19 protein-coding genes, 2 pseudogenes and 1 riboswitch are annotated in these 25,240 nt (G+C 65.0%); of the genes and pseudogenes, 9 read left to right on the top strand and 12 right to left on the bottom strand.

The features are described 5' to 3' along the window. Positions 1 to 249 precede the first annotated feature (249 nt). Together ACF8C6_RS10725 and ACF8C6_RS10730 are read right to left on the bottom strand one after the other, a co-directional pair. Complete coding sequence (locus ACF8C6_RS10725; RefSeq protein WP_392499256.1) at positions 250 to 1,215, bottom strand: 2-oxoglutarate and iron-dependent oxygenase domain-containing protein; 966 nt, start codon at positions 1,213 to 1,215, stop codon at positions 250 to 252. 309 nt (positions 1,216 to 1,524) lie between these two features. Continuing rightward, positions 1,525 to 2,607: a BMP family ABC transporter substrate-binding protein gene (locus tag ACF8C6_RS10730; RefSeq protein ID WP_392499257.1), complete on the bottom strand. Its 1,083-nt coding sequence runs from the start codon at positions 2,605 to 2,607 to the stop codon at positions 1,525 to 1,527. A gap of 337 nt (positions 2,608 to 2,944) precedes the next feature. Between ACF8C6_RS10730 and ACF8C6_RS10735 the strand changes: the two genes are divergently transcribed. Further along, positions 2,945 to 3,409: a transposase gene (locus ACF8C6_RS10735; protein ID WP_392499258.1), complete on the top strand. Its 465-nt coding sequence runs from the start codon at positions 2,945 to 2,947 to the stop codon at positions 3,407 to 3,409. 104 nt (positions 3,410 to 3,513) lie between these two features. On the opposite strand, the gene ACF8C6_RS10740 is transcribed toward ACF8C6_RS10735, so the two are convergent. The 4 genes from ACF8C6_RS10740 to ACF8C6_RS10755 all read right to left on the bottom strand — a co-directional run bounded on the left by ACF8C6_RS10740 (position 3,514) and on the right by ACF8C6_RS10755 (position 8,237). After that, positions 3,514 to 4,440 carry an ABC transporter permease gene (locus ACF8C6_RS10740; protein WP_392499259.1) on the bottom strand — a complete coding sequence of 309 codons (927 nt, stop codon included), beginning with the start codon at positions 4,438 to 4,440 and terminating at the stop codon, positions 3,514 to 3,516. 159 nt (positions 4,441 to 4,599) lie between these two features. Then, positions 4,600 to 5,700 (bottom strand): ABC transporter permease, encoded by a 1,101-nt coding sequence (locus ACF8C6_RS10745; RefSeq protein WP_392499260.1) that lies wholly within the window; start codon positions 5,698 to 5,700, stop codon positions 4,600 to 4,602. Positions 5,701 to 5,710: 10 nt separating this feature from the next. After that, positions 5,711 to 7,249, bottom strand: coding sequence for an ABC transporter ATP-binding protein (locus ACF8C6_RS10750; protein WP_392499261.1), 1,539 nt, complete (start codon positions 7,247 to 7,249; stop codon positions 5,711 to 5,713). Between the two features lie 304 nt (positions 7,250 to 7,553). Further along, positions 7,554 to 8,237: a TetR/AcrR family transcriptional regulator gene (locus tag ACF8C6_RS10755; RefSeq protein ID WP_392499262.1), complete on the bottom strand. Its 684-nt coding sequence runs from the start codon at positions 8,235 to 8,237 to the stop codon at positions 7,554 to 7,556. A 262-nt stretch (positions 8,238 to 8,499) separates the two neighbouring features. Between ACF8C6_RS10755 and ACF8C6_RS10760 the strand changes: the two are divergent. Together ACF8C6_RS10760 and ACF8C6_RS10765 are read left to right on the top strand one after the other, a co-directional pair. After that, positions 8,500 to 9,534, top strand: a pseudogene (locus tag ACF8C6_RS10760) (cache and HAMP domain-containing protein); the annotation flags it as partial. A 339-nt stretch (positions 9,535 to 9,873) separates the two neighbouring features. Continuing rightward, positions 9,874 to 10,395, top strand: a pseudogene (locus tag ACF8C6_RS10765) (methyl-accepting chemotaxis protein); the annotation flags it as partial. Between the two features lie 21 nt (positions 10,396 to 10,416). Here the strand turns inward: ACF8C6_RS10765 and ACF8C6_RS10770 are convergent. From ACF8C6_RS10770 to ACF8C6_RS10780, 3 genes are all read right to left on the bottom strand, one after another. Next, on the bottom strand, positions 10,417 to 11,346 hold the full coding sequence (locus tag ACF8C6_RS10770; RefSeq protein ID WP_392499263.1) for a MurR/RpiR family transcriptional regulator: 930 nt from the start codon (positions 11,344 to 11,346) through the stop codon (positions 10,417 to 10,419). 68 nt (positions 11,347 to 11,414) lie between these two features. Then, positions 11,415 to 12,527 carry a succinylglutamate desuccinylase/aspartoacylase family protein gene (locus ACF8C6_RS10775; RefSeq protein ID WP_392499264.1) on the bottom strand — a complete coding sequence of 371 codons (1,113 nt, stop codon included), beginning with the start codon at positions 12,525 to 12,527 and terminating at the stop codon, positions 11,415 to 11,417. Positions 12,528 to 12,608: 81 nt separating this feature from the next. Continuing rightward, the gene (locus ACF8C6_RS10780) at positions 12,609 to 13,382 is read right to left on the bottom strand and encodes an ABC transporter substrate-binding protein (protein WP_392499266.1); all 774 of its coding nucleotides are present in this window, start codon (positions 13,380 to 13,382) and stop codon (positions 12,609 to 12,611) included. 426 nt (positions 13,383 to 13,808) lie between these two features. On the opposite strand from ACF8C6_RS10780, the gene ACF8C6_RS10785 reads away from it, so the two are divergent. From ACF8C6_RS10785 to ACF8C6_RS10805, 5 genes are all read left to right on the top strand, one after another. Further along, complete coding sequence (locus ACF8C6_RS10785; protein WP_392499268.1) at positions 13,809 to 15,575, top strand: cyanophycinase; 1,767 nt, start codon at positions 13,809 to 13,811, stop codon at positions 15,573 to 15,575. An 88-nt stretch (positions 15,576 to 15,663) separates the two neighbouring features. Continuing rightward, the gene (locus ACF8C6_RS10790; RefSeq protein WP_277690021.1) at positions 15,664 to 15,987 is read left to right on the top strand and encodes a hypothetical protein; all 324 of its coding nucleotides are present in this window, start codon (positions 15,664 to 15,666) and stop codon (positions 15,985 to 15,987) included. A 64-nt stretch (positions 15,988 to 16,051) separates the two neighbouring features. Beyond that, complete coding sequence (locus ACF8C6_RS10795) at positions 16,052 to 17,347, top strand: OprD family porin (RefSeq protein ID WP_392499269.1); 1,296 nt, start codon at positions 16,052 to 16,054, stop codon at positions 17,345 to 17,347. Between the two features lie 120 nt (positions 17,348 to 17,467). After that, the gene (locus tag ACF8C6_RS10800) at positions 17,468 to 18,229 is read left to right on the top strand and encodes a transporter substrate-binding domain-containing protein (RefSeq protein ID WP_277690019.1); all 762 of its coding nucleotides are present in this window, start codon (positions 17,468 to 17,470) and stop codon (positions 18,227 to 18,229) included. A 70-nt stretch (positions 18,230 to 18,299) separates the two neighbouring features. Further along, positions 18,300 to 19,562 (top strand): cyanophycinase, encoded by a 1,263-nt coding sequence (locus ACF8C6_RS10805; RefSeq protein ID WP_392499270.1) that lies wholly within the window; start codon positions 18,300 to 18,302, stop codon positions 19,560 to 19,562. Between the two features lie 179 nt (positions 19,563 to 19,741). On the opposite strand, the gene ACF8C6_RS10810 is transcribed toward ACF8C6_RS10805, so the two are convergent. Beyond that, on the bottom strand, positions 19,742 to 21,118 hold the full coding sequence (locus ACF8C6_RS10810; protein ID WP_392499271.1) for an L-serine ammonia-lyase: 1,377 nt from the start codon (positions 21,116 to 21,118) through the stop codon (positions 19,742 to 19,744). Between the two features lie 148 nt (positions 21,119 to 21,266). Further along, positions 21,267 to 21,502, top strand: a riboswitch (cobalamin riboswitch). 151 nt (positions 21,503 to 21,653) lie between these two features. On the opposite strand from ACF8C6_RS10810, the gene cobO reads away from it, so the two are divergent. After that, complete coding sequence (gene cobO, locus ACF8C6_RS10815) at positions 21,654 to 22,259, top strand: cob(I)yrinic acid a,c-diamide adenosyltransferase (protein ID WP_392499420.1); 606 nt, start codon at positions 21,654 to 21,656, stop codon at positions 22,257 to 22,259. 57 nt (positions 22,260 to 22,316) lie between these two features. Here the strand turns inward: cobO and ACF8C6_RS10820 are convergent, their stop codons facing one another. Both ACF8C6_RS10820 and ACF8C6_RS10825 read right to left on the bottom strand, forming a co-directional pair. Continuing rightward, positions 22,317 to 22,448 (bottom strand): hypothetical protein, encoded by a 132-nt coding sequence (locus ACF8C6_RS10820; RefSeq protein ID WP_392499272.1) that lies wholly within the window; start codon positions 22,446 to 22,448, stop codon positions 22,317 to 22,319. Between the two features lie 307 nt (positions 22,449 to 22,755). Further along, entirely contained in the window at positions 22,756 to 25,053 is a 2,298-nt protein-coding gene (locus ACF8C6_RS10825) for a cytochrome c3 family protein (protein ID WP_392499421.1), read from the bottom strand. Positions 25,054 to 25,240: the final 187 nt, after the last annotated feature.

Raw genomic sequence — 25,240 nt, forward strand, 5'->3', positions numbered from 1 at the left:
CGCCTTGGCCGCCACGCTTGGCTTTGCGCTTCTGTAGGAGGGGCCTTGGCCGCGACGGCGACCTGCACGATGTTAGTCGCGGCCAAGGCCCCTCCTACAAGTTTGGTGCTGCTTGGAGCTTCATCGCGGCTAAAGCGGAGTGCCGCCCAGCCCTCCCACAAAAAACAGACCTACCTTGTGGGAGGGGCTTTAGCCCCGATTGGGGCAGCTCGGTGGTGGGTCGTTGCCACCCAGCACTCCCACAAACACTCAGCCCTTGGCCTCTTCCCTGCGGTAAGCATAGGTCTCGGCGAAGCGCGAGAGCATGTAGGCGCTGCACGACACCGGCGGGTACTTGGCCGGGTTTTCCGCGCTGGAGCAGTTGGGCAGGCAGCTGATCTCGGTGTCCGGGTGCGGTTCGGCGAAGAAGGGCATGGAGTAGCGGTCGACGCCCAGCGGGCTGACGACCCGGTGCGGGGTGGACTTGTACCGGTCGTTGCTCCAGCGCGCCATCATGTCGCCGATGTTGACCACGTAGGTGCCTTCAATGGGCGGCGCGTCGATCCACTCGCCGTTGACGCTCTGTACCTGCAGGCCGCCGGCGTTGTCCTGGTACAGCAGGGTGACGCAGCCGTAGTCGGTGTGCGCGCCGGCGCCGGGCTGGTCGCTGCTGCTGGCCTGCTGGCGCGGCGGGTAGTGGATCATGCGCAGCACGCTGATCGGCTCGGCGAAGCGCTGGTCGAAGAAGTCTTCCTCGATCCCTAAGGCCTCGGCCATGGCGCGCAGCAGGGTCAGCGACAGCGCGTGCATGTCCTCGTAGTGGCCCTGCATCAGCGCCTGCCAGCCGGCAATGTCCGGGTGGCGGTTGGGGCCGCGCAGTTGCTTGCCGGCCAGCACGTCGGGGTGCTCGGCGGCCATGTGGAAACCCATGTCGAAGGTTTCCTTGAAGTCACTCGGTTGGGTCGGGTCGAGCTGCTCGGTGGCAATGGCGCCGTAGCCACGGTGGTGGGCGCTCTGGGTGATGTCGATGCGCAGCTTTTCCTCGGCCGGGCGGGCGAAGAAGTCCTCGGCGGCGGCCTTCAGTTCGGCGATGCGCGAGGGGGAAATCGGGTGGCCCTTGATGTAGTAGAAGCCCCATTCGCGGCAGGCGGTGTCGATCTGCCGGGCCACGGCCTGGCGGGCGGCGCGGTCGTTCTGGTACAGCGGGGCGATGTCGATGATGGGCAGTGAGTTCATGGTTGCTCCTGGCAGGTCTAGGTGCTGCGAGTCTTCTCGTACCCAGGGCAGCGGAAAGGGCGCCGAGGCGCCCTGGTGCGCGGTTCTTTCTCTGGGGAAAGGGACGGCGCGGTGGTGCTTGGTGGTGCATTGTGGGGCTTGTGTGGGAGCGACTTCAGTCGCGATAAGGGCCAGCTCGGAGTGGCCTGGTTAATCGCGGCTAAAGCCGCTCCCACAGGTTTTGTAGGAGGGGCCTTGGCCGCGACCGGGCCTGCACAAAAGCGTCGCGGCCAAGGCGGTTTGCCGCCCAGCCCCTCCTACGGGTGCTGCTTACTTCGGCAACTCGGCCGTGATGCCTTTGACGTAGTAGTTCATGCCCGCCAGTTCGGCGTTGCTGGCCGCTGCGCCTTCGGCGATCTTCACTGCACCGCTCTGGTCCATGATCGGGCCGGTGAACGGGTGGAAGGAGCCGTCCTTGATGCTGGCGATGATCTGCTCGGCTTCGGTTTTCACGTCAGCCGGGACCAGGTCGCTGATCGGCAGTTGGATGGTGCCTTCCGCCAGGCCACCCCAGTAGTCCTCGGATTTCCAGGTACCGTTCATGACCGCCTGGGCGCTCTTGATGTAGTGCGGACCCCAGTTGTTGACGATGGAGGTCAGTACGGCTTTCGGGCCGAAGTGAGCCATGTCCGAGGCGTAGCCCACGGCGTAGACGCCACGGCGCTCGGCGGTCTGGATCGGTGCCGGGCTGTCGGTGTGCTGGAACACCACGTCGACACCCTGGTCGATCAGGGCGTTGGCGGCGTCGGCTTCCTTGCCCGGATCGAACCAGGAGTTGACCCACACCACCTTGATTTCGGTGCCGGGGTTGTACTTGTCCAGGGCCAGCTGGATGGAGTTGATGTCGCGGATCACTTCCGGAATCGGGAAGGAGGCGATGTAGCCGATCTTCTTGGTCTTGGTCATCTTCGCCGCGAGGTAGCCACCGACGTAACGACCCTCATAGGAGGTCGACAGGTAGGTGCCGAGGTTCTTGTCCTGCTTGTAACCGGTGGCGTGTTCGAACGTCACTTTCGGGAACTGCTTGGCGACCTTGGCGGTGGGGTTCATGTAGCCGAACGAGGTGGTGAACACCAGGTCGTAGCCACCCTTGGCCATGTTGCGGATGACGCGCTCGGCGTCGGCGCCTTCGGCGACGTTTTCGACGAAGCTGGTGTCCACCTTGTCGCCGAACTGCTTGATCAGCGCCTGGCGGCCCTGCTCGTGCTGGTAGGTCCAGCCGTGGTCGCCGATCGGGCCGACATAGACAAAGCCGACTTTCAGCGGGTCGGCGGCGGAAGCGCTCAGCACGGTGCTGAAGCCAATGGCGGCGGCCAGGCCGCGCAGCAGGTTCTTGCTCTTCTTCTGGTGCATCTGGGGGTGTGCTCCTAATGGTCTTATGTGGTGGCCGTGTTGGGCTGCCTTGTCACTGCAAAAAATTGACCAACAAGACAACTGCCCGCGGAAATCCTCCGCGCCGCGAATTTCGCCGCATGCGGGGCTGAATAAAGTTGTCGAAATGGTCAAAGAAGGCGCACGGAAAAGGTGGCTGGCTTGAAACTGGTGCAGGGCGATTGTGGTCGGTGGATTGCTATCGCGACTGAAGTCGCTCCCACAGGGGCATGTGCTTTTGTGGGCTCGGCTGGGCGGCACTCCGCTTTAGCCGCGATGAGGCCGACCTATACTGCGCAGACTTATCAGGAGCAATGGTATGCCCCGGTTATCCAAACCACATTCAGGTCGGTTGCGCGTCGGCCGTTATTCAGCGCCTCATCAACTGTACCTGCTAACAGCTACAACCCATGATCGCCGCCCCATCTTTACTGACTTCACTTGTGCCCGCCTACTGGTCACTGAGCTGCGTCAGGCTCAGTGCGATGGTCTGGTGGAGTCGCTAGCCTGGGTCGTCATGCCGGATCACGTTCATTGGCTGGTGAGCTTGCGCAGTGGCTCGCTCGCGCAGCTCATGCAGCGGGTGAAAGGGCGTAGTGCGCGGCAGTTGAACCTGCAGCTGGAGCAATCCGGGACGATTTGGCAGAGCGGCTTTCATGATCGCGCCCTGCGCCGGGAGGACGCTGTGCAGGCTGTGGCCAGGTACATAGTGGTCAATCCGTTGCGGGCGGGGTTGGTGCAGCGGATTGGTGATTATCCGTTCTGGGATGCGGTGTGGCTTTGAGCGGGCCTCATCGCGACTGAAGTCGCTCCCACAAAACCTGCTTGTGCATATGTGGGAGCGGCTTCAGCCGCGATGCTTTTCTTTCTGTCAGTCGGCGAAGGACCTCAATGCCCCGCCCGCCACGGCTGACCCAGCGATACCGGGGCATACAGGCGGGTCTTGATCGCGTCGCGCGAGAGGATCACCAGCACCAGGATGGTGGCCACGTAGGGCAGCATCGCCAGCAGGTTGGACGGCACGCTCAGGCCGACGCCTTGGGCGACCAGGTGGAGGATGCTGGCCAGGCCGAACAGGTAGGCGCCGAGCAGCACGCGCATCACCCGCCAGCTGGCGAACACCACCAGGGCCAGGGCGATCCAGCCGCGGCCGGCGCTCATGTTTTCCGCCCACATCGGCGTATAGGCCAGCGACAGGTAAGCGCCGGCCATGCCGGCCATGGCGCCGCCGAACAGTACCGCGAGAGTGCGTACACGCATCACCGGCAGGCCCATGGCGCTGGCGGCGTCGGGGTTCTCGCCGACGGCCTGGATGATCAGGCCCAGGCGGCTTTTCAGCAGCACCCAGGCGATCAGGGCGAACAGGGCGAAGGACAGGTACACCAGCACATCCTGGTTGAACAGCATGTGGCCGAGCAGCGGGATGTCGCTGAGCAGCGGAATGGCCACTGGCTCGAAGCCGGCCAGCGGCTTGCCGACCCAGGCGGCGCCGACGAAGGCCGACAGGCCGATGCCGAAGATGGTCAGCGCCAGGCCGGTGGCCACCTGGTTGGCCTGGCAGCCGAGGGCGACCAGGGCGAACAGCGACGACAGCAGCATGCCGGCCAGGCAGGCCAGCAGAACGCCGAGCCACAGGCTGCCGCTGGCGAAGGCGACGATAAAGCCGATCACCGCGCCAAACAGCATCATGCCTTCCTGGCCGAGGTTGAGTACGCCGGTCTTCTCGCAGACCAGTTCGCCGAGGGCCACCAGCAGCAGCGGCGTGCCGCAGCGCACCATGGCGTAGAGGATGTTGCTGACGAGATCGAAATCCATGGTTGAAACCTCAGGCTGCGCGCGCGGGGCGGCAGGGGGACGAAAGGGTGGCGATTTTGGGGCTTGGTGTGGGAGCGGCTTTAGCCGCGATTGGGGCAGCACCGGTGTTCAAAAGGGCAATCGCGGCTGAAGCCGCTCCCACGGAAAGCTGGGTGTTCATCACGCGCTGGCCGCTTCGGGCAGGGCTGCGGGTTGGCGCTTCTTCAGGTTCAGGCGCACGCGGTAGTGGATCAGCAGGTCGCAGGCCAGCAGGAAGAACAGCATCATTCCCTGGAACAGTTCGGTCAGCGATTGCGGCAGGTTGAGGCTCATCTGCGCGTTCTCGCCGCCCAGGTAGAGCAGGGCCATGAGCAGGCCGGCGATGAGGATGCCGATGGGGTTGAGGCGACCGAGGAAGGCCACGGTGATCGCCGCGTAGCCATAGCCCGGCGACACCTGCGGCACCAGCTGGCCTATCGGCCCGGTGACCTCGCAGACCCCGGCCAGCCCGGCCAGGCCGCCGCTGATCAGCAGTGCCAGCCACACCAGGCGCTTCTCGCGAAAGCCCACCAGGCCGGCGGCGCGGCTGTCCATGCCGAGCACGCGGATCTGGAAGCCGAGGAAGCTCTTCGACAGCAGCACCCACACCACCACGGCGGCCAGCAGCACCAGGTAGAAGCCGGCGTGCAGGCGCAGGTCTTCGAACAGCACCGGCAGGCGGCTGGCGTCACCGAACATGGCCGACTCGGGGAAGCTGAAACCGTTGGGATCCTTCAGCGGCCCATGCACGAAGAACAGCAGCAGGTTCAGCGCGATGTAGTTGAGCATGATGGTGGTGAGGATTTCGTTGGCGTTGAAGTGCGTGCGCAGCCAGGCCGCCAGCGCTGCCCACAGGGCGCCGGCGAGGATGCCGGTGAGCACCACGGCGGGCAGGGCCAGCGCCGAGTTCCAGTCGATGATGTTGACCGCCAGCGCACTGCCGGCCAGGGCGCCGATCAGCAGCTGGCCTTCGGCGCCGATGTTCCAGATGCGCGCCTGGTAGGCCACTGCCAGGCCCAGGGCGCAGAGCAGGATGGGGATGGCCTTGATCAGCAGTTCGGAGACGCCGTAGAGATCCTGGATCGGCTCGATCAGCAGCACATGGAAGGTCGCCAGCGGGTCGTGGCCGAGGGCGGCGAACAGGATGCCGCCGCTCAGCAGGGTCAGCAGGCCGGCGAGCAGGGGCGACAGCAGCAGGTGGCGACGCGACTGCTGCAGGCGGGGTTCTAGGGTCAGCAACATGGAAATCTCTTCAGGCTGCAGCAGGGTTGTCGAACTGGCCGGCCATCCAGCGGCCGACCTCGGTGATGTTGGTGTCGGCGGTGGCCTTGAGCGGCGACAGGCGACCGCTGCACAAGGCGCCGATGCGGTCGCTGATCTGGAACAGCTCGTCGAGGTCCTCGGAAATCACCAGGATCGCCGCACCGGCGTCGCGCAGGGCGATCAGTTCGCGGTGGATGGTGGCGGCGGCGCCGACGTCGACGCCCCAGGTCGGGTGCGCGGCGACCAGCAGCTTGGGTTGCTGCATCACTTCGCGACCGAGGATGAATTTCTGCAGGTTGCCGCCGGACAGGCTGCGTGCCGGGGTGTGTACGTCCGGGGTCTTCACCGCGAAACGCCGCACGATCTCCTCGGCCAACGCCAACACCTTGCCGCGCTTGACCAGGCCGGCGCCGATCAGACCCTGGTGGAAGGACGACAGCAGGGCGTTGTCCGCCAGGCTCATGTCCGGCACCGCACCGTGGCCGAGGCGTTCGGCGGGTACGAAGGCCAGGCCCAGGCGCCGGCGCGCGTCCGGGTGCAGGTTGGCAATCGGTTGCTGGTCGAGGCTGATGCGCTCGCGCTCGCCACGTGGCAGGCGGGTCTCGCCGGAGAGCAGGGCGAGCAGCTCGTCCTGACCGTTGCCGGCGACCCCGGCGATGCCGACGATCTCGCCGCTGCGCACTTCCAGGCGCAACTGACTGAGCGAGGTGCCGAACGGGTCGGCGTTACGCCAGCTGAGGTCGTCCACGCGCAGGCGCGGCAGGCCGCCGGTTACTTTCGGGTAGCTGGCCTCCAGGCCTTCGGCATCGCCGACCATCAGGCGCGCCAGTTGCAGGTCGCTGCATTCGGCCGGCACGCACTGGCCGGACACCCGGCCGCCGCGCAATACGGTGGCGTTGTGGCACAGGGCGCGCACTTCGCCGAGCTTGTGGCTGATGAACAGGATGCTGCAGCCCTCGGCGGCCAGCGCGCGCAGGGTGACGAACAGCTCGTCGACTTCCTGCGGGGTCAGTACCGAGGTGGGTTCGTCGAGGATCAGCAGCTTGATGTCCTGCATCAGGCAGCGGACGATCTCCACGCGCTGGCGTTCGCCGATCGACAGGCTGTGCACCAGGCGCTGCGGGTCGAGGCCCATGCCGTAGCGTTGCGACACCTCGCGAATCTTCGGCTCCAGCTGCTTCGGCGTGCCGGCCTCGGCGCCCAGGGCCAGGGCGATGTTTTCCGCCACGGTCAGGGTTTCGAACAGCGAGAAGTGCTGGAACACCATGCCGATGCCCAGGGCGCGTGCCTGCGCGGGGTCTCGCACCTGCACGGCCTGGCCTTGCCACAGCACGCTGCCCGAATCCGGTGCAGTCACACCGTAGATGATCTTCATCAGCGTGCTCTTGCCGGCACCGTTTTCGCCGAGCAGGGCGTGGATCTCGCCGGCGTCGATGCGCAGGTCGATGCGGTCGTTGGCCAGGGTGCCGGGGTAGCGCTTGGTGATGGCGCGTAGCTCCAGGCGCGGAGGAGTGTTACTGCTGGACATGAAAAGCCCTGAGTCAGGTGAGGGTGCGTTGCATAAGCAAGTTGTTGGCCAATTAGTCAGGAACATCGCCAAGGCGCATGGCAGCGCGCCCATGGCGCCTGGGCTGGCGGCACGCAGCGGAGTTTTCCACTTTTCTTCTGCACGGCTGTGGTGCGAGCTGCGCCGGCGTGCGCCATCTCGGTGAACGCCTGGGTGCATTAATAAAAGTCAATAAAAACAAAGAGATAAATTGCCCGGTAAGGGCTGGCCAAATTATCGGCAACCTGTACGCAGCCCCCATGGCGAGGGCCATTGCGCGGTTTGCTCAGGCTTTATCCACGAAGTTATCCACAGGCTTTGTGGATAATCCGCAGCCGCGCAGAATGATGTGCACCAGGGCATCGCCGGCCTCGCTGAAGTCCTGGCGGGTCAGGCGCGTCTTGCCCATCACCCGGCAGATCTGCGAGCCAAAGTCGGCGTAGTGCTGGGTGCTGCTCCACAGCAGGAAGATCAGGTGCAGCGGGTCGACCGGGTCCATCTTGCCGGCGTCGATCCAGGCCTGGAACACCGCCGCGCGGCCTACGAACCAGGTGCGGTAGTCCTGGTTGAAGTACTCGCTCAGGCAGGGGCCGCCGCTGATCACCTCCATGGCGAAGATGCGCGAGGCGTGCGGGTTGCAGCGTGAGTATTCGATCTTGGCGCGGATGTAGCGGGCGATGGCCTCGGCGGGGTCGTCGTCGACCGTGAGCTGATTGAAGGTGCTGTCCCACAGCTCGATGATGTTGGCCAGTACCGCCAGGTACAGGCCCAGCTTGTTGTTGAAGTAGTAGTGCAGATTGGCTTTGGGCAGCGCGGCCTTGTCGGCGATGGCCTGCATGCTGGTGCCCTTGAAGCCGTGGCGGGCGAACTCCTCGCCGGCGGCGGCGAGAATCAGCTCCTCGTTGTGCTGACGGATGCGTCCGGGGGCTTTGTCCGGGTGAGGGCTGTGCGAGGGGATATGCAGGGTCATGAGGGGGCAGCCGTGGCGGGATGGTGCGTTTGTCCTGCAAATTCCTGACCAGTCGATCACGAAGTGCTCGTGAGGCAAGCACCTCGCTACCCAAAGCCCAGACCGTTACCTAGTATGAAATTCACCCGCTGCGGCCGCGGCGGGTAACGCCGCATCAGCCCTTCGATCAAGCGCCCGAGGCACCATCTACATGAGCATCAAGAGCAAGCTGCTGGCCAGTTTTCTGATCGCCACCCTGGTCCCCGTGCTGATCGTGGCACTGATGACCATCCGCAACGTGACGCAACAGGCCGAGAGCCATTTCCGCGAGTCCAGCAGCCTGGACGTGCGCCTGGTGGAAAACACCTTCGTCACCTTTTTCGACGCCGTCGGCCATACCGTGTCCGCCATGGCCGACTATCCGGCCGTGCGTGACACCGCCAGCGGCGAGTTGAGCACCTACTTCGGCGAGAAGCAGAAACCGTCCGAGGTGGCCACCGCCAAGGGCGGGCGCGAGAAGCAGATCTTCGACTACTTCTCCGGCATCGGTAACAACAATCCCAGCTTCGGCTACGTGTACATGAGCGATGCGGCTGGCGGCTACGTGGAGTGGCCGGGCACCGGCGATTACGGCGACTGGGACCCGCGCAAGCGTCCCTGGTACGGCATGGGCAAGGACGCCAATTTCACCCTGGCGCGCCGCGACGGTTACTACTGGGAGCCGGACGACGCGGTCTACGTGTCGATGCTCAAGGGGTTCAAGGACCTGTCCGGCAACTTCGCCGGTGTGGTGGCGGCCGACGTGTCGCTCAAGTCGCTCACCGACATGGCGCAGAAGATCCGTTTCGGCGAAACCGGCTTCTTCATGCTGATCGAGAACAGCGGCACCCTGCTGGTCGACGGTCATCAGCCCGGCAACAACTTCAAGAAGCTCGGCGAGCTGCCGGGCGACTACTTCGCCACCATCGCCAACACCGCCAACGGCCTGATCGAAGTGAACATCGACGGCGTCGACTACATGGCCAACGTCTACACCTCGCCGGCGCTGGGCTGGAAGTTCGTCGGCTTCATGCAGGCCGACGAAATCTTCGCCAGCGCCCATAAGCTGACCTGGCTGACGTTGGGCGTGTCGGTGGTGCTGGTGCTGTTGTTCGGCATCGCCGGCGTGATCATCGCCAACCGCATCGTCACCCCCATCAACCTGGTCAAGGAAGGGCTGCGCACCATCGCCCAGGGCGAGGGCGACCTGACCCGGCGCCTGGATTTGCAGAGCCGGGACGAAACCGGCGAGCTGGCCACCTGGTTCAACCAGTTCATCGAGTCGACCCAGGCAATGATCAAGGTGATCAAGGACAACGCCATCAGCATGCATGGCGTGTCCAGCCAGACCACCGAGCGCACCACGGCCATGGCTGCCGGCCTGCAGCGCCAGCTGAGCGCGGTGGAGCAGATCGTTACCGCGGTGACCGAGATGTCGTCCGCCGCCAACGAGGTGGCGCAGACCTGCGTGCGCACGGCCGATGCCTCGAAGCAGGGGCTGGAGGCGACCCACAACGGCAAGCAGGTCATCGCCCGCAGTACCGCCGGCGTCAACAAGCTGGGTGCCAGCATCCGCGAATCCAGCGAGGTGATTCAGGAGCTGGAGCGGGAAACGGTCAGCATCAACAACATCCTCTCGACCATCCAGCAGATCGCCGAACAGACCAACCTGCTGGCCCTCAACGCCGCCATCGAGGCCGCCCGTGCCGGAGAGCAGGGCCGCGGCTTCGCCGTGGTGGCGGACGAGGTGCGCAACCTGGCCAAGCGCACCCAGGACTCCACCGGCGAAATCAACAACATCCTCAACCTGCTGGTCAGCCGCATCAGCGAGGTCACCACGGCCATGCAGCAGAGCCTGAGCGAATCCGGCAAGGCGATCGAGCTGGCCGGGGAGGTGACCAACGCCTTCGAGAGCATCGAGACCGCGGTGCAGATGATCCGCGACATGACCATGCAGATCGCCACGGCAACCGAGGAGCAGCACCTGGTCACCGAGGACATCAACCAGAACATCGTCGCCATCAACGACGCGGTGAGTCAGGTGTCCGGCCAGGCCATGGAGGTGGAGCAGTACTCCCACGAGCAGAGCGAGCTGAGCAGTGCGCTCAAGCAGCTGGTGGGGCGCTTCCGTACCGAGTGAGGGTTGGCTGAAGCGCGGTCGTCAACCGCCGCGCTTGATCGGTCGCTTGCGCCGGGGCGGCGGTGGGCTGGGGACGTGCAGGTAGGACAGCACGCTTTCGGTCAGCTCGGCCGCCAGTTCCACCGCTTCCTTGTTGCGGGTCATCACGGCGGCCACCAGGCTCTCGATCAGTGCCAGCACGGCGCTGTTGGAGCTGATCAGCACAGGGTGTTCGGCCGGGGCGAACAGGCTGTGGTCGGCAATCGGCGTCAGCGGCGAGGCCGGGGTGTCGGTGATGGCCAGCACCTTGGCGCCGCGCTCTACGGCGAAGCGGGCCAGCTGCAGGGTGTCCAGCGAGTAGCGCGGCAGGGAAATGGCCAGCAGCACATCCTGCTCGGTGATGGTGGCCAGGCGGTACGCGGCGTTCTCGTTGCCGCCTTCCATGCTCACCGCCACCGCGTCCGCGCAGTAGGGCACCAGGTTGGCGGCGGCGATGCCGGCCATGTAGGCGCTGTTGCCGAAACCGAGGATGTAGATACGCCGGGCCGTCATCAGCGCACCGACGAAGGCGTCGAAGGCCTCGCGGCTGTTGCTGCTGGCGGTGCTGGCCAGGTTGCTGGTGGCGATCTGCAGATGCTCGTGCAGGCCGAAGCTGCCGTCGGTGCGCTGGGCCATCTCGTTGCGCAGCTTGTCCACCGGCGATACCAGTTCCTGCAGGGTCATCACCAAGGCGCTTTTCAGCGCGCTGAAACCGCTGAGTTCCATGGCCCGCGCCAGGCGGTTGACCGCCGCCGGGGAAGTGGCGGTGGCCTGGGCCAGTTCCTCGATGGTCAGGGTCGCAGCCTTCAGCGGGTGGCGCAGGATGAAGTCGGCCACCTTGCGCAGCGAGGGTTGCAGGTCGGGGGCGATGACGGCGAGCTTGCGCATCACCGGGGAGGCGTAGACCGTGATATTGCTCTGGGCTGATTGCATGGGCTGGGCTGGCTGGCGACTGGAGGCTGCAGTGTATCCGAAAGACCCGCGCGCGGACTGCGCAGGCCTCAGTCGCTGAGCAGGCGGCCGCTGCGGATCGGCGCGGCCCCCGCCACCTTGGCCAGCCACAGGCCGGGCTGGGCGAAGCGCAGGCGCTCGCGGGCGTACAACACGCCGTCGGTGGTCGCGCGTACGACCGAGCGCTGCTCGCCGAGCGGGTCGATGACCTCGAACAGCGGGTCGCCGCAGCGCACCTGAGCGCCCAACGGCTGCAGGTAGCTGACCACCCCGGCATGCGGGGCATAGGCGTACTGGGCGCCGGCGAAGGGCGTGGCGTCACAGCGCGGTGCGGGGGCGGCCGGCCAGGCGCCGGCGATGAAGCCACGCTCGGCGAGGAAGGCGAGAATCGCCTCGGCATCGGCTGCGGCCTGGTGCGCCTCGGTGTCGGCCATGCCGCGCAGCTCCACGGTGGCTGTCAGGCAGGCGAGCGGAATCGCCGCGTCCGGGAAGGCTGCCGCCAGCTGCAGCCAGGGCGCGGCGCAGGCTTCGTCGAAGGATTGGCCGCCAGAGTCTTCGGCCAGCAGCACGGCTTCGGCGCCCAGGTGTGCAGCCAGGCTGCGCAGCTGCGGCCAGGCCTGGGGCAGGGCATAGAGCAGCAGGACGGACTCGAAGTCGCAATGCAGGTCGAGTACCAGGTCGGCATCGCAGGCCTGACGCAGCAGCAGGCGTTGCAGGCCTTCCACGGCACTGCCGGCAGCCGGCAGCTGGTCGAACACCTCGCGCATGGCGCTGCGGATCAGCGCGACGTTGGCAGCCGCGTCTGCACCGAGTTGACCCAGCAGGCGCTGACGCACGCCTTGGGCCAGCGCGGGGAAGTCGCGGTTGAAATTCTTGCCGCTGTTGAAATCGAAGCGGCCCTGGTGCGTGGCCTGAAACATCTGGCCCAGGCCGATGGGGTTGGCCACTGGCACCAATTCGATACGCCCCAGCAGGCGGCCCTGACTTTCCAGCTCGGCCAGGCGCTGGCGCAGCTCGACGGCCACGCGCATGCCAGGCAGCTCGTCGGCGTGCAGAGCGGCCTGGATATAGGCCTTGCGCGTGCCGCTGCCGAAGCTCAGCACGGTCAGCTGGCGGGTCGTGCCCGGGCTGTTCCAGGGCAGGGGGTAATCGAATCGTTGCATGGTGCTTCCCTGGCAGAGGTGCGCCACTGGCGCAAAAAAAAGGTATCCGTACGCGCCGGATACCTTTCGGGCTGGCAGCTCTTACTGGCCGTAGATGTCGTAGGCGAAGTACTTGCTCTGCACCTGCTGGTAAGTGCCGTTGCTACGCAGGGTGGCGATGGCATCGTTGAACTTGGCGGCGGTGGCGGCGTCGCCCTTGCGCACGGCGATACCGGCGCCATTGCCGAAGTACTTCGGATCGTTGAAGTCCGGGCCTACCAGCGAGAAGCCCTTGCCGGCGTCGGTCTTGAGGAAGCCTTCGCTGATGTTGACGACGTCAGCCAGGGTGGCGTCGATGCGGCCGGAGGTCAGGTCGAGGAAGGCCTCGTTCTGCGAGCCATAGCGCACCACTTCGATGCCGGCAGCGGCGAATTTGTCGCTGGCGTAACGATCGTAGGTGGAAGCGCGCTGCACGCCCAGTTTCTTGCCCTTGAGGTCGACCAGCGGGTCCTTGATCTCGTTGCCGGCCTTCATCACCAGCTTGCCGGGGGTGTGGTAGTACTTCTGGGTGAAGTCCACCGACTTCAGGCGATCGGTGGTGATCGACATGGACGACAGCACGGCGTCGACCTTGCGCACCTTCAGCGAGGGGATCAGGCCGTCGAACTCCTGCTCGACCCATTCGCACTTGATCTGCATCTCGGCGCACAGCGCGTTGCCGATGTCGTAGTCGAAGCCGCTGATTTTGCCTTCCGGGGTTTTGAAGGCGAAGGGTGGGTAGGCGGCTTCGATGCCGATGCGAAGCGAATCCTGAGCCTGCGCCAGGCTGCTGACGGCCGAGAGCGCCAGGGCGCCGAGAAGTGCGATCTTGTTCATCTTGTGACTCCTATCGTGGGCGAGTACGCCCGCCGCGAGGCGGGCAGGTGGGTTATTGCAGCGAGAACCTTGTGGGTTCAGGCCCCTGGTGGGCGCCGAGGTGGGCGGCCCAGGCCGGATTGGGTAGAGGGTTGACGCGTTTTGTGTCAAACAAGCTATGCGTGGCTAAAATTTGTGTCAACAAAATTAAAATTTGAAAATTTTTTATCGCGGCGGAATTTGCGCTGTAAGTGCCTGCATAGAGCGATTTTTGCGCTTGAAAGCTGATCATTCGGACTGATTTTGTCTGTTGCCTAGGGGTTGCTGGCGGATTTCGTTTGATATACAAGATTTCACATTGATGAAATTGTGAAAAAAAATAATCAAACGTGATGGGCTGCTTCCTGGCAGCGCGACCTGTCTTCATCAGCACAAGAGCAATAACAAATGGCAATCCAGTCCAAGCCTGGCGTGGTTCTCGCCGCCCTGATGCTTTCCGGTTACAGCCTTTCGGCCCTGGCCGAGGGCCATTTGCTGGCCGTTGGCGGCATGCTGCGCGCCAGCAACAGCGAGGTGTACGAAAAGTTCGTCGAGCTGGCGGGCGGCCCGCAGCAGGCCCGCATCGCCATCATGCCCACCGCCAGTGGCAGTCTGGGATCGAGCAAGCGCTTCATGAGCGAGCTGCAGGCCATGGGCGTGCCGGCCGAGCAGATCAGCATCATCGGCATCGACAAGCAGAACTACCTGAGCACCATGAACGACGCCGCCGTGCTCAAGCCGCTGGCCGAAGCCACGGCAGTGTGGTTCGTCGGTGGTGATCAGGCACGCATCGCCCGGGCGCTGTACAACGCCGATGGCAGCGAGTCGGAAACCCTCAAGACCGTACGCGGGCTGTACGACAAGGGGGGTGTGGTGGCCGGTACCAGCGCCGGTGCCAGCATTCTCGGTGCCACCATGCCCACCGCCTACGGCGTGGTGATGGACACCCTGGATTTCGGCGTGGCAGAGCGCACCGATCAGCGCGGGACCGCCCTGCTCAAGGGCGCCGGGCTGTTCAAGGCCGGCATCATCGACCAGCATCTGGACCAGATCGAGGAAACCAGCAGCGGCCGCGCGGCGCGCATGGCCAGCTACCTGGTCGGCCAGCAGCCGGCCAAGGGCTTCGGTCTGGATACCAACACCGCCATGTGGGTGCAGCCGGGTGGTCGCCTGCAGGTACTCGGCGAGGGCTATCTGACGGTGATGGACGCCAGCCAGGCGCGCAAGAGCTTCGGCATCTACGGCACCGAGCTGCACAACGTCCGCCTGAGCATGCTCGGCCACGGCGACAGCTACGATCTAGCCAGCGGCAAGGCGCAGCCGGCCGAGGGCAAGCAGGCCATCGCGGCGGGCAACGAGTACCTGGTGGGCAATCGGCTGATCACCGACCTGTCCGGCGTCTCGGCCATCTCCCGCGCGGTGCTGTATGGCCTGGCCGACAACACCGCCGTGCGTCAGCAGGGCCTGATGACCCGCTACAACCCGGGCAACGGCTACCACTATGGCTACCGTTTCACCTTCGCCAAGGCCGACGGTTTCGCCGCTCACAGCCAGTTCCATGATTCGCTGACCAACTACAGCGTCAGTGGCGTGCGCCTGGATATCGAGCCGGTGGACGCACAGCTGCGTGATCCGGCGCAGAGCGGCCCGCAGGATGCCGCCAGCAGCCGCTGGCCGGACGCGGTGCGTGCCGTGGCCTTCCGTGGCCTGATGACCAGCGACGCCGACAACCGCTTCGAGCCCAAGCGTGCCCTGACCCGCTTCGAACTGGCCAACACCCTGCAGATGGCCCTGGCCGCGGAGCCGGCACTGGACAAGCTGCCGAAACTGGCGGATGTGGCGGAGCAGCATCCGCTGCGCGAGCAGATCGACGTGGTGCTGTCCAACGGCTGGATGAACAGCGGCGAGCGTTTCGAGGGTCAGCGTGATGTCAGCCAGGGTGAATGGCTGCTGGCCTGCAAGGCCCTGGTGGAGCGTTTTACCCGTACGTCCCTGCAGCAGAGCGCCCAGCTCGGCGACCTGGCGGGGCTGAATGCCGAGCAGGCCCAGGCCGCCGCCTTGCTGGTCGGTGAGGGCTGGTTGGACAAGGCAAGCCTCGACGGTCAGCGCCCGGTCAGCCGCGAGGAAGTGGCGCACGTCCTGGCGCGCCTGATCGGTATCCCGAAAACCACCTGATTACCCGAGTTCCTGTCCCGAGTTCGCCGCGCAGCGCGAGGCGAAACGGGGAAGTCATGCCCGCGAAAGGTGAAACGTGAGTCTGCCCATGCAACTGAACAACCTCGAACGCTTTGCCCTGGACAAGCTGCTGCAGGAGCTGCCGCCCGCGGCGCCTGGGCTGATCGGCGAGGGTGCCCGAGTACTCGAACGGGTGGAGACGCCCGCCGGTTTCTTCGCCGTGATCGATCTGCAGCGTGACCTGCGTGACGTTGGCGGCCTGGCCGAGCGGGAGTGGAAGTTCAAGCTCAAGCGCCAGAAAAGCGCTGGCTATTTCGTCTGCTGGCCGGAGGGCAATTCACGCTTGTGCCTGGAGGCGGTGATCAACAAGGGCTCACGCCCGGCGGTGTTCGCACCGGAACTCTTTGTCTGACGGGGTCGGCAAAACCAGAGGTCCGGTCACGGGCCTCCCAACAACACTAAAAACGGAGTGAAGCATGAACGTTGTAAAACTGAGTTGTCTTGCACTGGCGGTGGCGGCCGCCAGCAGCCAACTGGCCATGGCCGGGCAGGCCGATGCCAAGGGCTTTATCGAGGACAGCGAGCTCAATCTGCTCAACCGCAACTACTACTTTAACCGTGACTTCAAGAACAAGCCGGGCAGCCAGAGCTACCGCGAGGAGTGGGCGCACGGCGTGATGGCGGAGTACAACTCGGGCTTCACCACTGGCCCGGTCGGTATCGGTGCCGATGCCTACGGCTATATGGGGATCAAGCTGGACAGTGGTCGCGGTCGCACCGGTACCGGCCTGCTGCCGATCAGCGACGAAGGGCGTCCGCAGGATGAGTACGGCGAGGCCGGTGTTGCGGTGAAGCTGCGCGTTTCCGAGTCCGTGCTGAAATACGGTGAGATGCGTACCGAAGCGCCGGTGTTTGCGACTTCTCACAGCCGCCTGCTGCCGGAAACCGCGACCGGTTTCCACATCACCAGTGGCGAGCTTGATGGTCTGTCCCTGGAGGCGGGTCATTTCACCGCCTACAACAACCGAAACTCGACCAATAGCGACGACGAACTGCTGGTCAACTACGGCAGTGGTGAAGCCGGCAAGACCATCGACTTCGCCGGTGGCTGGTACAGCGTCAATGATGACCTGAGCCTGGGCCTGTATGCCTCCCAGTTCGACGAGACCTGGAACCAGTACTACGGCAACCTCAACTACAACCTGGCCATTACTGAAGGCCAGAGCCTGAACTTCGACTTCAATCTGTACCGCACCAACGACACCGGTGATGCACTGCAGGGCGAGATCGACAACACCACCTGGAGCCTGGCGGCGACCTATGGTCTGGGCTCGCACAGCTTCCTGGTGGCCTACCAGGCGGTCGATGGCGATACCCCGTTCGACTATGTCGGCGGCGACTCCATCTTCCTGTCCAACTCGATGCAGTACTCCGACTTCAACGCTCCCAACGAGAAGTCCTGGCGCATCGGTTACGCCTACGACTGGTCGGAAATGGGCGTGCCGGGCCTGACCACCAAGGTCACCTACGTCAAGGGCACCGACATCGACGGTACCGATGCCGACGTCAATGGCGGCTACGTCGACTACTACGGCGCCGACGGCGAGCACAGCGAAACCGACATCGACATCAAGTACGTGGTTCAGGAAGGCCCGGCCAAGGATCTGTCGATCCGTCTGCGCCAAGCGTTCCACTACGCCAACGATGACCAGGGCGAGGGCGACCTGCACGAGTTCCGGGTGATCGTCGATTACCCGCTGAGCATCCTCTAAATGGGTGGCGGCCCCCGTCCTCATGCGCGGGGGCCGACCTTCTTTTTTCAAGGCTTTTTTGATTGCTCCTTTGGCCTTGAGGCGCCGGCCCGGCGCCTTTTTTCTTCCCGGGAGTGGGATATGAAAGCGAGTGTCCTGCTGTTGGCCATGCTGATGGCCGCTTCCGTCCAGGCGCAGACGTTACGCATCGCCATGGAAGGACAATTTCCCCCGTTCGAAGAGGTCGACCAGAACGGCCAGCTTCGCGGTTTCAACGTCGATATCGCCGCGGCGCTCTGCGCCCAGATGAAGGCCGACTGCGAGTTGCAGCGCTTTGCCTGGGACGACCTGCTGCCGGCACTGCAGCAACAACGGACCGACCTGATCCTGGCGTCCATGTCGATCACCGAAGAGCGCCTGCAACAGGTGGACTTCACCCAGAAATACGCCCAGACCCCGGCGTTCTTCTTCGCCCGCAAGGGCAGTGTCAACGAGGTCATCATCACCCCGCTGCGTTTGCAGGGGAAACGCGTTGGCGTGCAACGCGGCACCACCTACGACCGTTTTCTGACCGCGCGCTACGAGCGCTACCTGCCGGTGCTGCGCTTCGACAGCGCCGCCGACACCTACCAGGCGCTGCTCGAGGGCGAGGTCGATCTGGTGCTGGACGATGCCGTATCCGGCTATTTCGGCTTCCTGCAGACGGAGCGCGGCACCGGCTTCGAGCGCGTCGGCAATGCCGTCGTCGCGCCCAAATTCTTTGGCAAAGGTCAGGGCATCGCCGTGCGCAAGGGTGATGAGGCGCTGCGTGCGCGGCTTGACCAGGCACTGGTGGCCATTCTCGACAACGGCGTGTATCGCCGTATCGAGCGCCAGTACTTCCGCCGCTTCAGCGTCTACTGACCCAGGTTTCGCAGTACCCGTAGTAAACATCCACAACGACGCTGCCACTGGCAGCCACGGAGAACTGAAGATGAAACTGAGCAAGCTGTGTCGCCATGCCGTTCTGGTCATGGCACTGATCCCCGGTTTGGGGCATGCGGCCGGAGCGCTGTTGCTGGTCGGTGGCGGGCTCAAGGACGACAATGCCGCGATTTACCAACGCTTCATTCAGCTGGCCGGCGGTAGCGGCCAGGCCAAGATCGGTGTGATCACCGCCGCCTCCATTCCCGAAAGCCAGGACCCGGATGCCGGCACCGCGGATGCGGTCAACTCCAAGGCCAACGGCCTGTACTACGCCAATCTGCTGAAGACCTACGGCGCGGTGAAGGCCGAGTGGATTCCCATCGACCTCGACAACATCGCCAACAACAGTAACTCGACCGTGATCAACCAGATCAACGGCATGACCGGTTTCTTCTTCGGTGGTGGTGACCAGTCGCGCCTGGTGCAAACCCTGCAGACCGCCAGTCGTGGCGACAGCCCGGCGCTGGCGGCGATTCGCAGCAAGTACAACGCCGGCGCCGTGCTGGCCGGTACCAGCGCGGGCACCGCGATCATGGTCGACGGGCCGATGGTCACCGGTGGTGAGAGCTACGAGGCGCTGCGCTACGGGCCGTACACCTCGCCTTCCGGCGATGACCTGTCCTACGACCCGCAGGGCGGCTTCGGTTTCTTCAACTATGGCCTGCTCGATACGCACTTCAGCGAGCGTGGCCGTCAGGGCCGCATCGTGCACCTGGCCGACTACACCAACACCGCGTTCGCCTTCGGCGTGGACGAGAACACTGGCCTGCTGGTGCAGAACAATCCCAGTCTTGGCCAGGTGGAAATGGAAGTGCTCGGCACCGGTGGCGTGTTCGTCTTCGACCTGCGCAACACCGAACTGGGCAGCGGCAGCAGCTGGGCGCTGTATGACGTGCTGGCCAGCTACCTGACCACTGGCGATAAGTATCGCCCGCAGACCGGTCAGTTCGTCATCGGCGCCGGCAAGACCAGCCTGCGTGGCCGCGAGTACTACAGCAGCGCCATGACCGCCACCGGCGACATCTTCAGCAGCCCCAACAACAGCGGTGCCAATGGCCGGCGCAAACCGCGCGAGTTCGTGACCGTGAGTACCGACCTGTTCGACAGCCGCTCCACCAGCACCCTCGGTCGCACCTACGAGCGCAACCCGCGCTACCGCGTCGACATGGTCAAGAGCACCCAGTTCGACAGCCATGGCTACCAGGGCACCGTCGGCGGCAAGAGCCTGATTTCCTACCTGCGCCTGCTGGTGGATTTCGGCCCGAACTGAGTCGGGGGCTGATGCGCTTCTGAGTGGTGCCAATCGCGGCTGAAGCCGCTCCCACAAATGCCCCTGTGGGAGCGGCTTTAGCCGCGATTGGAGCTGCGCCTCGCTAACCAGCGGGATGCCGCCCAACGGAGCGCTGCCCAACCTTGCCTGCAAGCCATGAGCAGTTTATCGAGCAGGCATCAGCACTCGATGATGTTCACCGCCAGACCACCCCTGGCGGTTTCCTTGTACTTGCTCTTCATGTCTGCACCGGTCTCGCGCATGGTGCGGATCACCCGGTCCAGCGAAATGAAGTGCTGGCCGTCGCCACGCAGGGCCATGCGCGCGGCGTTGATCGCCTTCACCGAACCCATCGCGTTGCGCTCGATGCACGGCACCTGCACCAGGCCGCCGACCGGGTCGCAGGTCAGGCCGAGGTTGTGCTCCATACCGATCTCGGCGGCGTTCTCCACCTGCTGGATGCTGCCGCCGAGCACTTCACACAAGGCGCCGGCCGCCATGGAACAGGCCACGCCAACCTCGCCCTGGCAGCCGACTTCGGCGCCGGAGATCGAGGCGTTCTCCTTATAAAGGATGCCGATGGCGGCGGCGGTGAGCAGGAAGTTGACCACGCCCTCATCCGTGGCGCCGGGGACGAAGCGCCGGTAGTAGTGCAGCACCGCCGGCACGATGCCGGCCGCGCCGTTGGTCGGTGCGGTGACCACGCGGCCGCCGCTGGCGTTTTCCTCGTTGACCGCCAGGGCATAGAGGTTGACCCAGTCCATCACCGTCAGCGGGTCGCGCAGGCTGGCCTCGGGGTTCTGGCTCAGCTGTTGGCGCAGGGCGGCGGCGCGGCGCTTGACCTTCAGTCCGCCGGGCATGATGCCTTCGTTGCGGCAGCCGGCGCTGACGCAGTCCTGCATCACCTGCCAGATGTTCAGCAGGCCGGCGCGGGTTTCGGCTTCCGGGCGCCAGGCGGCTTCGTTGGCCAGCATCAATTGGCTGATCGACAGCCCGTGTTCGGCGCATTGGCTGAGCAGCTGCTTGGCGGTTTTGAACGGGTAGGTCAGCGGCGTTTGGTCCTCGACGATGCGGTCGGCCCCGGCCGCCTCCTCGTCGACCACGAAGCCGCCGCCCACCGAGTAGTACTCGCGCGAGCGGATCTGCAGGCCGGCGGCATCGAAGGCGCGAAAGACCATGCCGTTGGGGTGGTAGTCCAGCGGCTTGCGGATCATTGCCAGGTGTTCTTTTTCGACGAAGCGGATCGGCTTGTCGCCGCCCAGTTTCAGTTCGCCGGCGGCGCGCATGGCGGCCAGGCGGGCGTCGATGGTCGAGGTGTCGATCGTATCCGGTTGCTCGCCTTCCAGGCCCAGCAGCACCGCCTTGTCGCTGCCGTGGCCCTTGCCGGTGGCGCCCAGCGAACCATACAGCTCGACCTTGAGGCTGGCGGTGGTGTCGAGCAGTCCTTCGCGGCGCAGGCCCTCGACGAAACGCGCGGCGGCGCGCATCGGTCCGACCGTATGCGAGCTGGACGGACCGATGCCGATCTTGAACAGGTCGAAAACGCTGAGGGCCATGCCGAACTCCTGTGACTGAATGGTCAAGAGCTTACACCCGAGGCGTGCTGTTTGACGGTCAGCCAAGCGACCCGCAATTACCACAGTTCGCCGTGATGCAGGCCGCCGGCTGGCCGGGCGAATTGCCGCCGCCGCCCTTAACCGCTACCCTGCGCGGCATCGAACAGGTGCCCCGGGCGCGTTCCGCGCGAGGGGTGAAACGGGAAGTCCGGTGACCGCCTGGCCCAAGGCCCTGCACATTCCGGCGCAGCCCCCGCTGCTGTAAAGCCTGACGCCATCGCCACATGCCACTGGGAAACCGGGAAGGCGCGATAAGGAGCCTATGAATAGGCCCCGGGTGGATGACGGCGAGCCAGAAGACCGGCCTGAGCGAGATGTAGGTGCGTACCCCGGGGTGTGGGTCATGCCGATGCGGTTGCCTGTCCATTAGACAGTCGTTGAACAGTCGTCGCCATTCGGGCCGGCCAAGTGCTGCGCCTGCCACTCCCCTGCCGTGCGCGCCATCCAGCTACCCGGGCAGGAGAGTCGTGCCGTGATCGACGAAGACAAGAAGCGCAGTCACAACGAGCGCATGCAGCGCAAGAAAGCCGTGGTGGACGCCGGCATTGAACGCGCCCAGCAGGAGCGTGGCATCGTCCTGCTGATTACCGGCAACGGCAAGGGCAAGAGCACCTCGGCCTTCGGCACCCTGTACCGTGCCCTCGGCTACGGCCACCGTGCCGGTGTGGTGCAGTTCATCAAGGGCACCCAGGCCTCCGGCGAGATCATATTCCTGCACCAGCACGCACCGCAGGTGCAGTACCACGCCATGGCCACCGGCTTCACCTGGAACACCCAGGACTGGGACAAGGACAAGGCTGCCGCCGACGAGGCCTGGGCCCACGCCGTGCGCATGCTCGCCGACCCGGCGCTGAACCTGGTGGTGCTGGACGAGCTGACCTACATGCTCAAGTACAACTACCTCGACCTGCAGGCCGTGCTGGAGGCGCTGCGCAATCGCCCGCCCATGCAGACGGTGATCGTTACCGGCCGCGCGGCCAAACCCGAGCTGGTCGAACTGGCCGATACGGTGAGCGAAATCCGCGACATCAAACATGCCTTCAAGGCCGGGATAAAAGCCCAGGCGGGTATCGATTACTGATGGGGCTGGCGACGCCGCTGATTCTGCACCTGGCCGTGGCGCAGTTGGGCCAGGTGCTCAGCGGAAAATGTCGTTGAGGGTGACCGCCATGTGCGGTGGGCTGTGTGGGGCGTGCTCCTGGCTGACGATCAGGCCGCCGAGCAGGCACATGCCGAGAAACACGGCAGGCAGGGTGAGATAGCGAAGCATCGCTTGGCTCCTTCCTCACCGGGGGCGAGGGACAGACTGTTGTTGTTCTTGGTCTGTCCAGAATGGCGTCAAGCGCGTGCCGTGCGTTTACCCTAACGCGCCATTGGTTTGCCAATTCACGCCAAGCTGCGGCCGTTGGTCCGGCATTAGGGTCTGTTGACGTTTCGGCGCAAGCCGCGCTGCAGCGAAAAATCTCGCCATGGCCGGGCGGCGATCCGCTAGGCGTGGGACGCAGGCAATGGTCACTCCCTTGGCAAGTCCCACTACAACGGGCCCCGTCGCGGTCGCGGCGAAACGTCAACAGACCCTATGGGATTTTGATGGTGCCCAGCCCCAGCTGTTGCTTGGCCTGTGGCAGGCGGGGATCGTCGGGGGCCACCTGCTGCATGCGCACCACATAGGGCAGCGCCTGATTGCGCTGGCCCTGGCTGCCGTGCAGATAGATCATCGCGTAGAGCAGGTCGGCATCGTCAGGCGCCTGCTCCAGCCCTGCCTCCAGGGCGGCGCGGGCCTGTTCCGGCTGGCGCAGCTGGAACAGCAGCAGGCCCTGGTTGTAGCGGATGCGCGGGTTGTGCGGCAGCGCTTCGGCGGCCTCGCCCAGCCACTTCGCCCCTTCTTCGGCCTGGCCGTGCTCGACCAGCAGCAGGGCCAGCATGTAGGCCAGGTTGCCGCGGTCGGCTTCCGGCATGTTGTCCAGTGCCACGCCCTCGCGCAGGGCCTGCTCGGCGTCTTTCGGGCGCAGGATGTTGTTGGCCAGGGTCACCAGGTTCATCCGCGCCGGGATGAAGTAGGGGTCGAGCTTGAGGGCCTGGCGATACTGCGCCATCGCCTCCAGCTGCTTGCCCTGGCGCTCCAGCAGTACGGCCAGGTTGAGGCGATTGCCGGGCAGGTCGGCATTGCCGCGCAGACGCTTTTCATAGTCGGCCATCTGTGCGTCGAACCCGGCGCGGCGCTCCTCCGGCAGGGCGATGCGCGGGATGCCGGCCAGGGCGCGCAAGGCTTCGTCGCGCACGGCACGGTTGGCGTCGTCGAGCAGCGGCAGCAGCTCCTTGACCCGTGCCACTGGCGGCAGATCGACGAAGCCGCTGGCGGCATAGGCGCGCACCAGCGGGCTTTCATCCTGCAGGGCCTGGCGCAGGCTGGGCAGGGCCGGCTCGCCGAGGCTGGTCAGTTGTTCGGCAGCCGTGGCGCGGACGATGGCCGGCTTGCCGAGATCCTTGATCAGGTCGCCCAGCAGTTGCAGCGAATCGGCGCTGCCCTGGCGCACGGCATGGAAGGATTCGCCGTAGTGCGGTGGGCGCGCGGGTGTGCCGAACCAGCCCTCGATGGCTTTGGCCGCCCACGCCGGCTGCTGGTCGGTGTGGCAGCTGGTGCAGGCGTCCGGGCTGCCATCTTTCACCGCCAGATCGGGGCGCGGGATGCGCATGCTGTGATCGCGGCGCGGGTCGACCACCATGTAGGTCTTCTCCGGCATGTGGCAGCTCACGCACTGGGCGCCGGGTGTGCCGGGTTCGTGGTGGTGGTGTTCAGGACTGTCGTAGTTCTTCGCTTGCAGGCTGGGGAAGCGTTCCTTGGGCGGTTGCTCCTGGTGACACTGCAGGCACAGGCCGTTGCCTTCGATCTTGATTTTGGTGCTGTGCGGGTCGTGGCAGTCGGTGCAGGTCACGCCGGCCTGGTACATCTTGCTCTGGGTGAAGGAGCCGTAGACGTATACCTCGCCGTCGATCTGCCCGTCCGGGTGATACAGGTCGGGGCGCAGGGTGGACGGCAGCACGCTGTCGAGCAGCGGATGCCCCTGTTGTTGACCAACTCCCGTGGTTTGCCGGCGACTGTGGCAGAAGGCGCACTGCTCGATCAGGCCCTGGCCGCCGAGGGCCTTGAAGTCCACGGCCAGGCCGATGTCCTTGGCCGAGGCGTAGGGCTCGTCGTTTTTCTTCTGCGCCCAGTCGACGTGGGCCTGGCTCGGGCCGTGGCAGGCCTGGCAGCCAACGTTCTGCTCATGCCAGGTGGTGGCGAAGGTATCGTTTTGGTCGTTGTAGTGCTTCTGCAGGTTGGTCGAGTGGCAGTCGGCGCACATGGCGTTCCAGTTCTGGTAGCGCCCGGTCCAGTGCAGTGGGTCGTTGGGGGCGAAGCGCTGGCCCGGATAGAGCGAGAACCAGCGCTGACCGCCGGCGGCCTTGGGGCGGCTGTCCCAGGCGATGGTCAGCGCCTGCAGGCGGCCGCCCGGCAGTGCCACGAGATACTGCTGCAGCGGGTCATAGCCGAAGGTGTAGAGCACCTGGAAGTCAGCCGGCTTACCGTCCTCGCCTTCGGTGTTGACGAAGAATTGCTCGCCCTTGCGGAAGAAGCGTGCCTTGACCCCGGCCTCGTCGAACTGCGCAGTGGTGAAATTGCCCAGTATGTTTTCCGCCTTGGCCTCGCGCATGGCCCAGTCGTGGTCGGAGTGCTCCCAGGCCTTGGCCTGCTCGGTGTGGCAGCCCAGGCAGCTGGCGGCGGGCGCATAACCATTGGCTTCCTTGGCCAGTTGCGGCAATTGGCCGTCGGCGCCCTGGGCGGTGAGCCAGGGCAGGGTGATGAGCAGCAGACTGATAAGCAGACGGTGCAGGGGCAAGGGGCATCCTTAGCGTCGAGCGGTGCGCCACGGCGTGGCGATTAGTCCATATGATCTTGCGGGATAAGAGCACAGGCGCGTGACCGCTGGCCATAGCTGTTGACCTGAGAACGAGGTGTTTTATGCCGCCGCGCACCCCTTTCTCCGGGGTTGCTAGGTGCTGCACTGGGGTTGGCAACAG

This window comes from Pseudomonas sp. zbq_18, assembly GCF_043102245.1.
GTDB lineage: Bacteria > Pseudomonadota > Gammaproteobacteria > Pseudomonadales > Pseudomonadaceae > Aquipseudomonas.

Coding starts and splice junctions, on each gene's coding strand:
- ACF8C6_RS10725 (WP_392499256.1), bottom strand. CDS start 1,215: ATGAACTCACTGCCCATCATCGACATCGCCCCGCTGTACCAGAACGAC.
- ACF8C6_RS10755 (WP_392499262.1), bottom strand. CDS start 8,237: ATGACCCTGCATATCCCCTCGCACAGCCCTCACCCGGACAAAGCCCCC.
- ACF8C6_RS10800 (WP_277690019.1), top strand. CDS start 17,468: ATGAAAGCGAGTGTCCTGCTGTTGGCCATGCTGATGGCCGCTTCCGTC.
- ACF8C6_RS10770 (WP_392499263.1), bottom strand. CDS start 11,346: ATGCAATCAGCCCAGAGCAATATCACGGTCTACGCCTCCCCGGTGATG.
- ACF8C6_RS10730 (WP_392499257.1), bottom strand. CDS start 2,607: ATGCACCAGAAGAAGAGCAAGAACCTGCTGCGCGGCCTGGCCGCCGCC.
- ACF8C6_RS10785 (WP_392499268.1), top strand. CDS start 13,809: ATGGCAATCCAGTCCAAGCCTGGCGTGGTTCTCGCCGCCCTGATGCTT.
- ACF8C6_RS10805 (WP_392499270.1), top strand. CDS start 18,300: ATGAAACTGAGCAAGCTGTGTCGCCATGCCGTTCTGGTCATGGCACTG.
- ACF8C6_RS10735 (WP_392499258.1), top strand. CDS start 2,945: ATGCCCCGGTTATCCAAACCACATTCAGGTCGGTTGCGCGTCGGCCGT.
- ACF8C6_RS10775 (WP_392499264.1), bottom strand. CDS start 12,527: ATGCAACGATTCGATTACCCCCTGCCCTGGAACAGCCCGGGCACGACC.
- ACF8C6_RS10750 (WP_392499261.1), bottom strand. CDS start 7,249: ATGTCCAGCAGTAACACTCCTCCGCGCCTGGAGCTACGCGCCATCACC.
- ACF8C6_RS10820 (WP_392499272.1), bottom strand. CDS start 22,448: ATGCTTCGCTATCTCACCCTGCCTGCCGTGTTTCTCGGCATGTGCCTG.
- ACF8C6_RS10810 (WP_392499271.1), bottom strand. CDS start 21,118: ATGGCCCTCAGCGTTTTCGACCTGTTCAAGATCGGCATCGGTCCGTCC.
- ACF8C6_RS10780 (WP_392499266.1), bottom strand. CDS start 13,382: ATGAACAAGATCGCACTTCTCGGCGCCCTGGCGCTCTCGGCCGTCAGC.
- ACF8C6_RS10795 (WP_392499269.1), top strand. CDS start 16,052: ATGAACGTTGTAAAACTGAGTTGTCTTGCACTGGCGGTGGCGGCCGCC.
- ACF8C6_RS10745 (WP_392499260.1), bottom strand. CDS start 5,700: ATGTTGCTGACCCTAGAACCCCGCCTGCAGCAGTCGCGTCGCCACCTG.
- ACF8C6_RS10790 (WP_277690021.1), top strand. CDS start 15,664: ATGCAACTGAACAACCTCGAACGCTTTGCCCTGGACAAGCTGCTGCAG.
- ACF8C6_RS10740 (WP_392499259.1), bottom strand. CDS start 4,440: ATGGATTTCGATCTCGTCAGCAACATCCTCTACGCCATGGTGCGCTGC.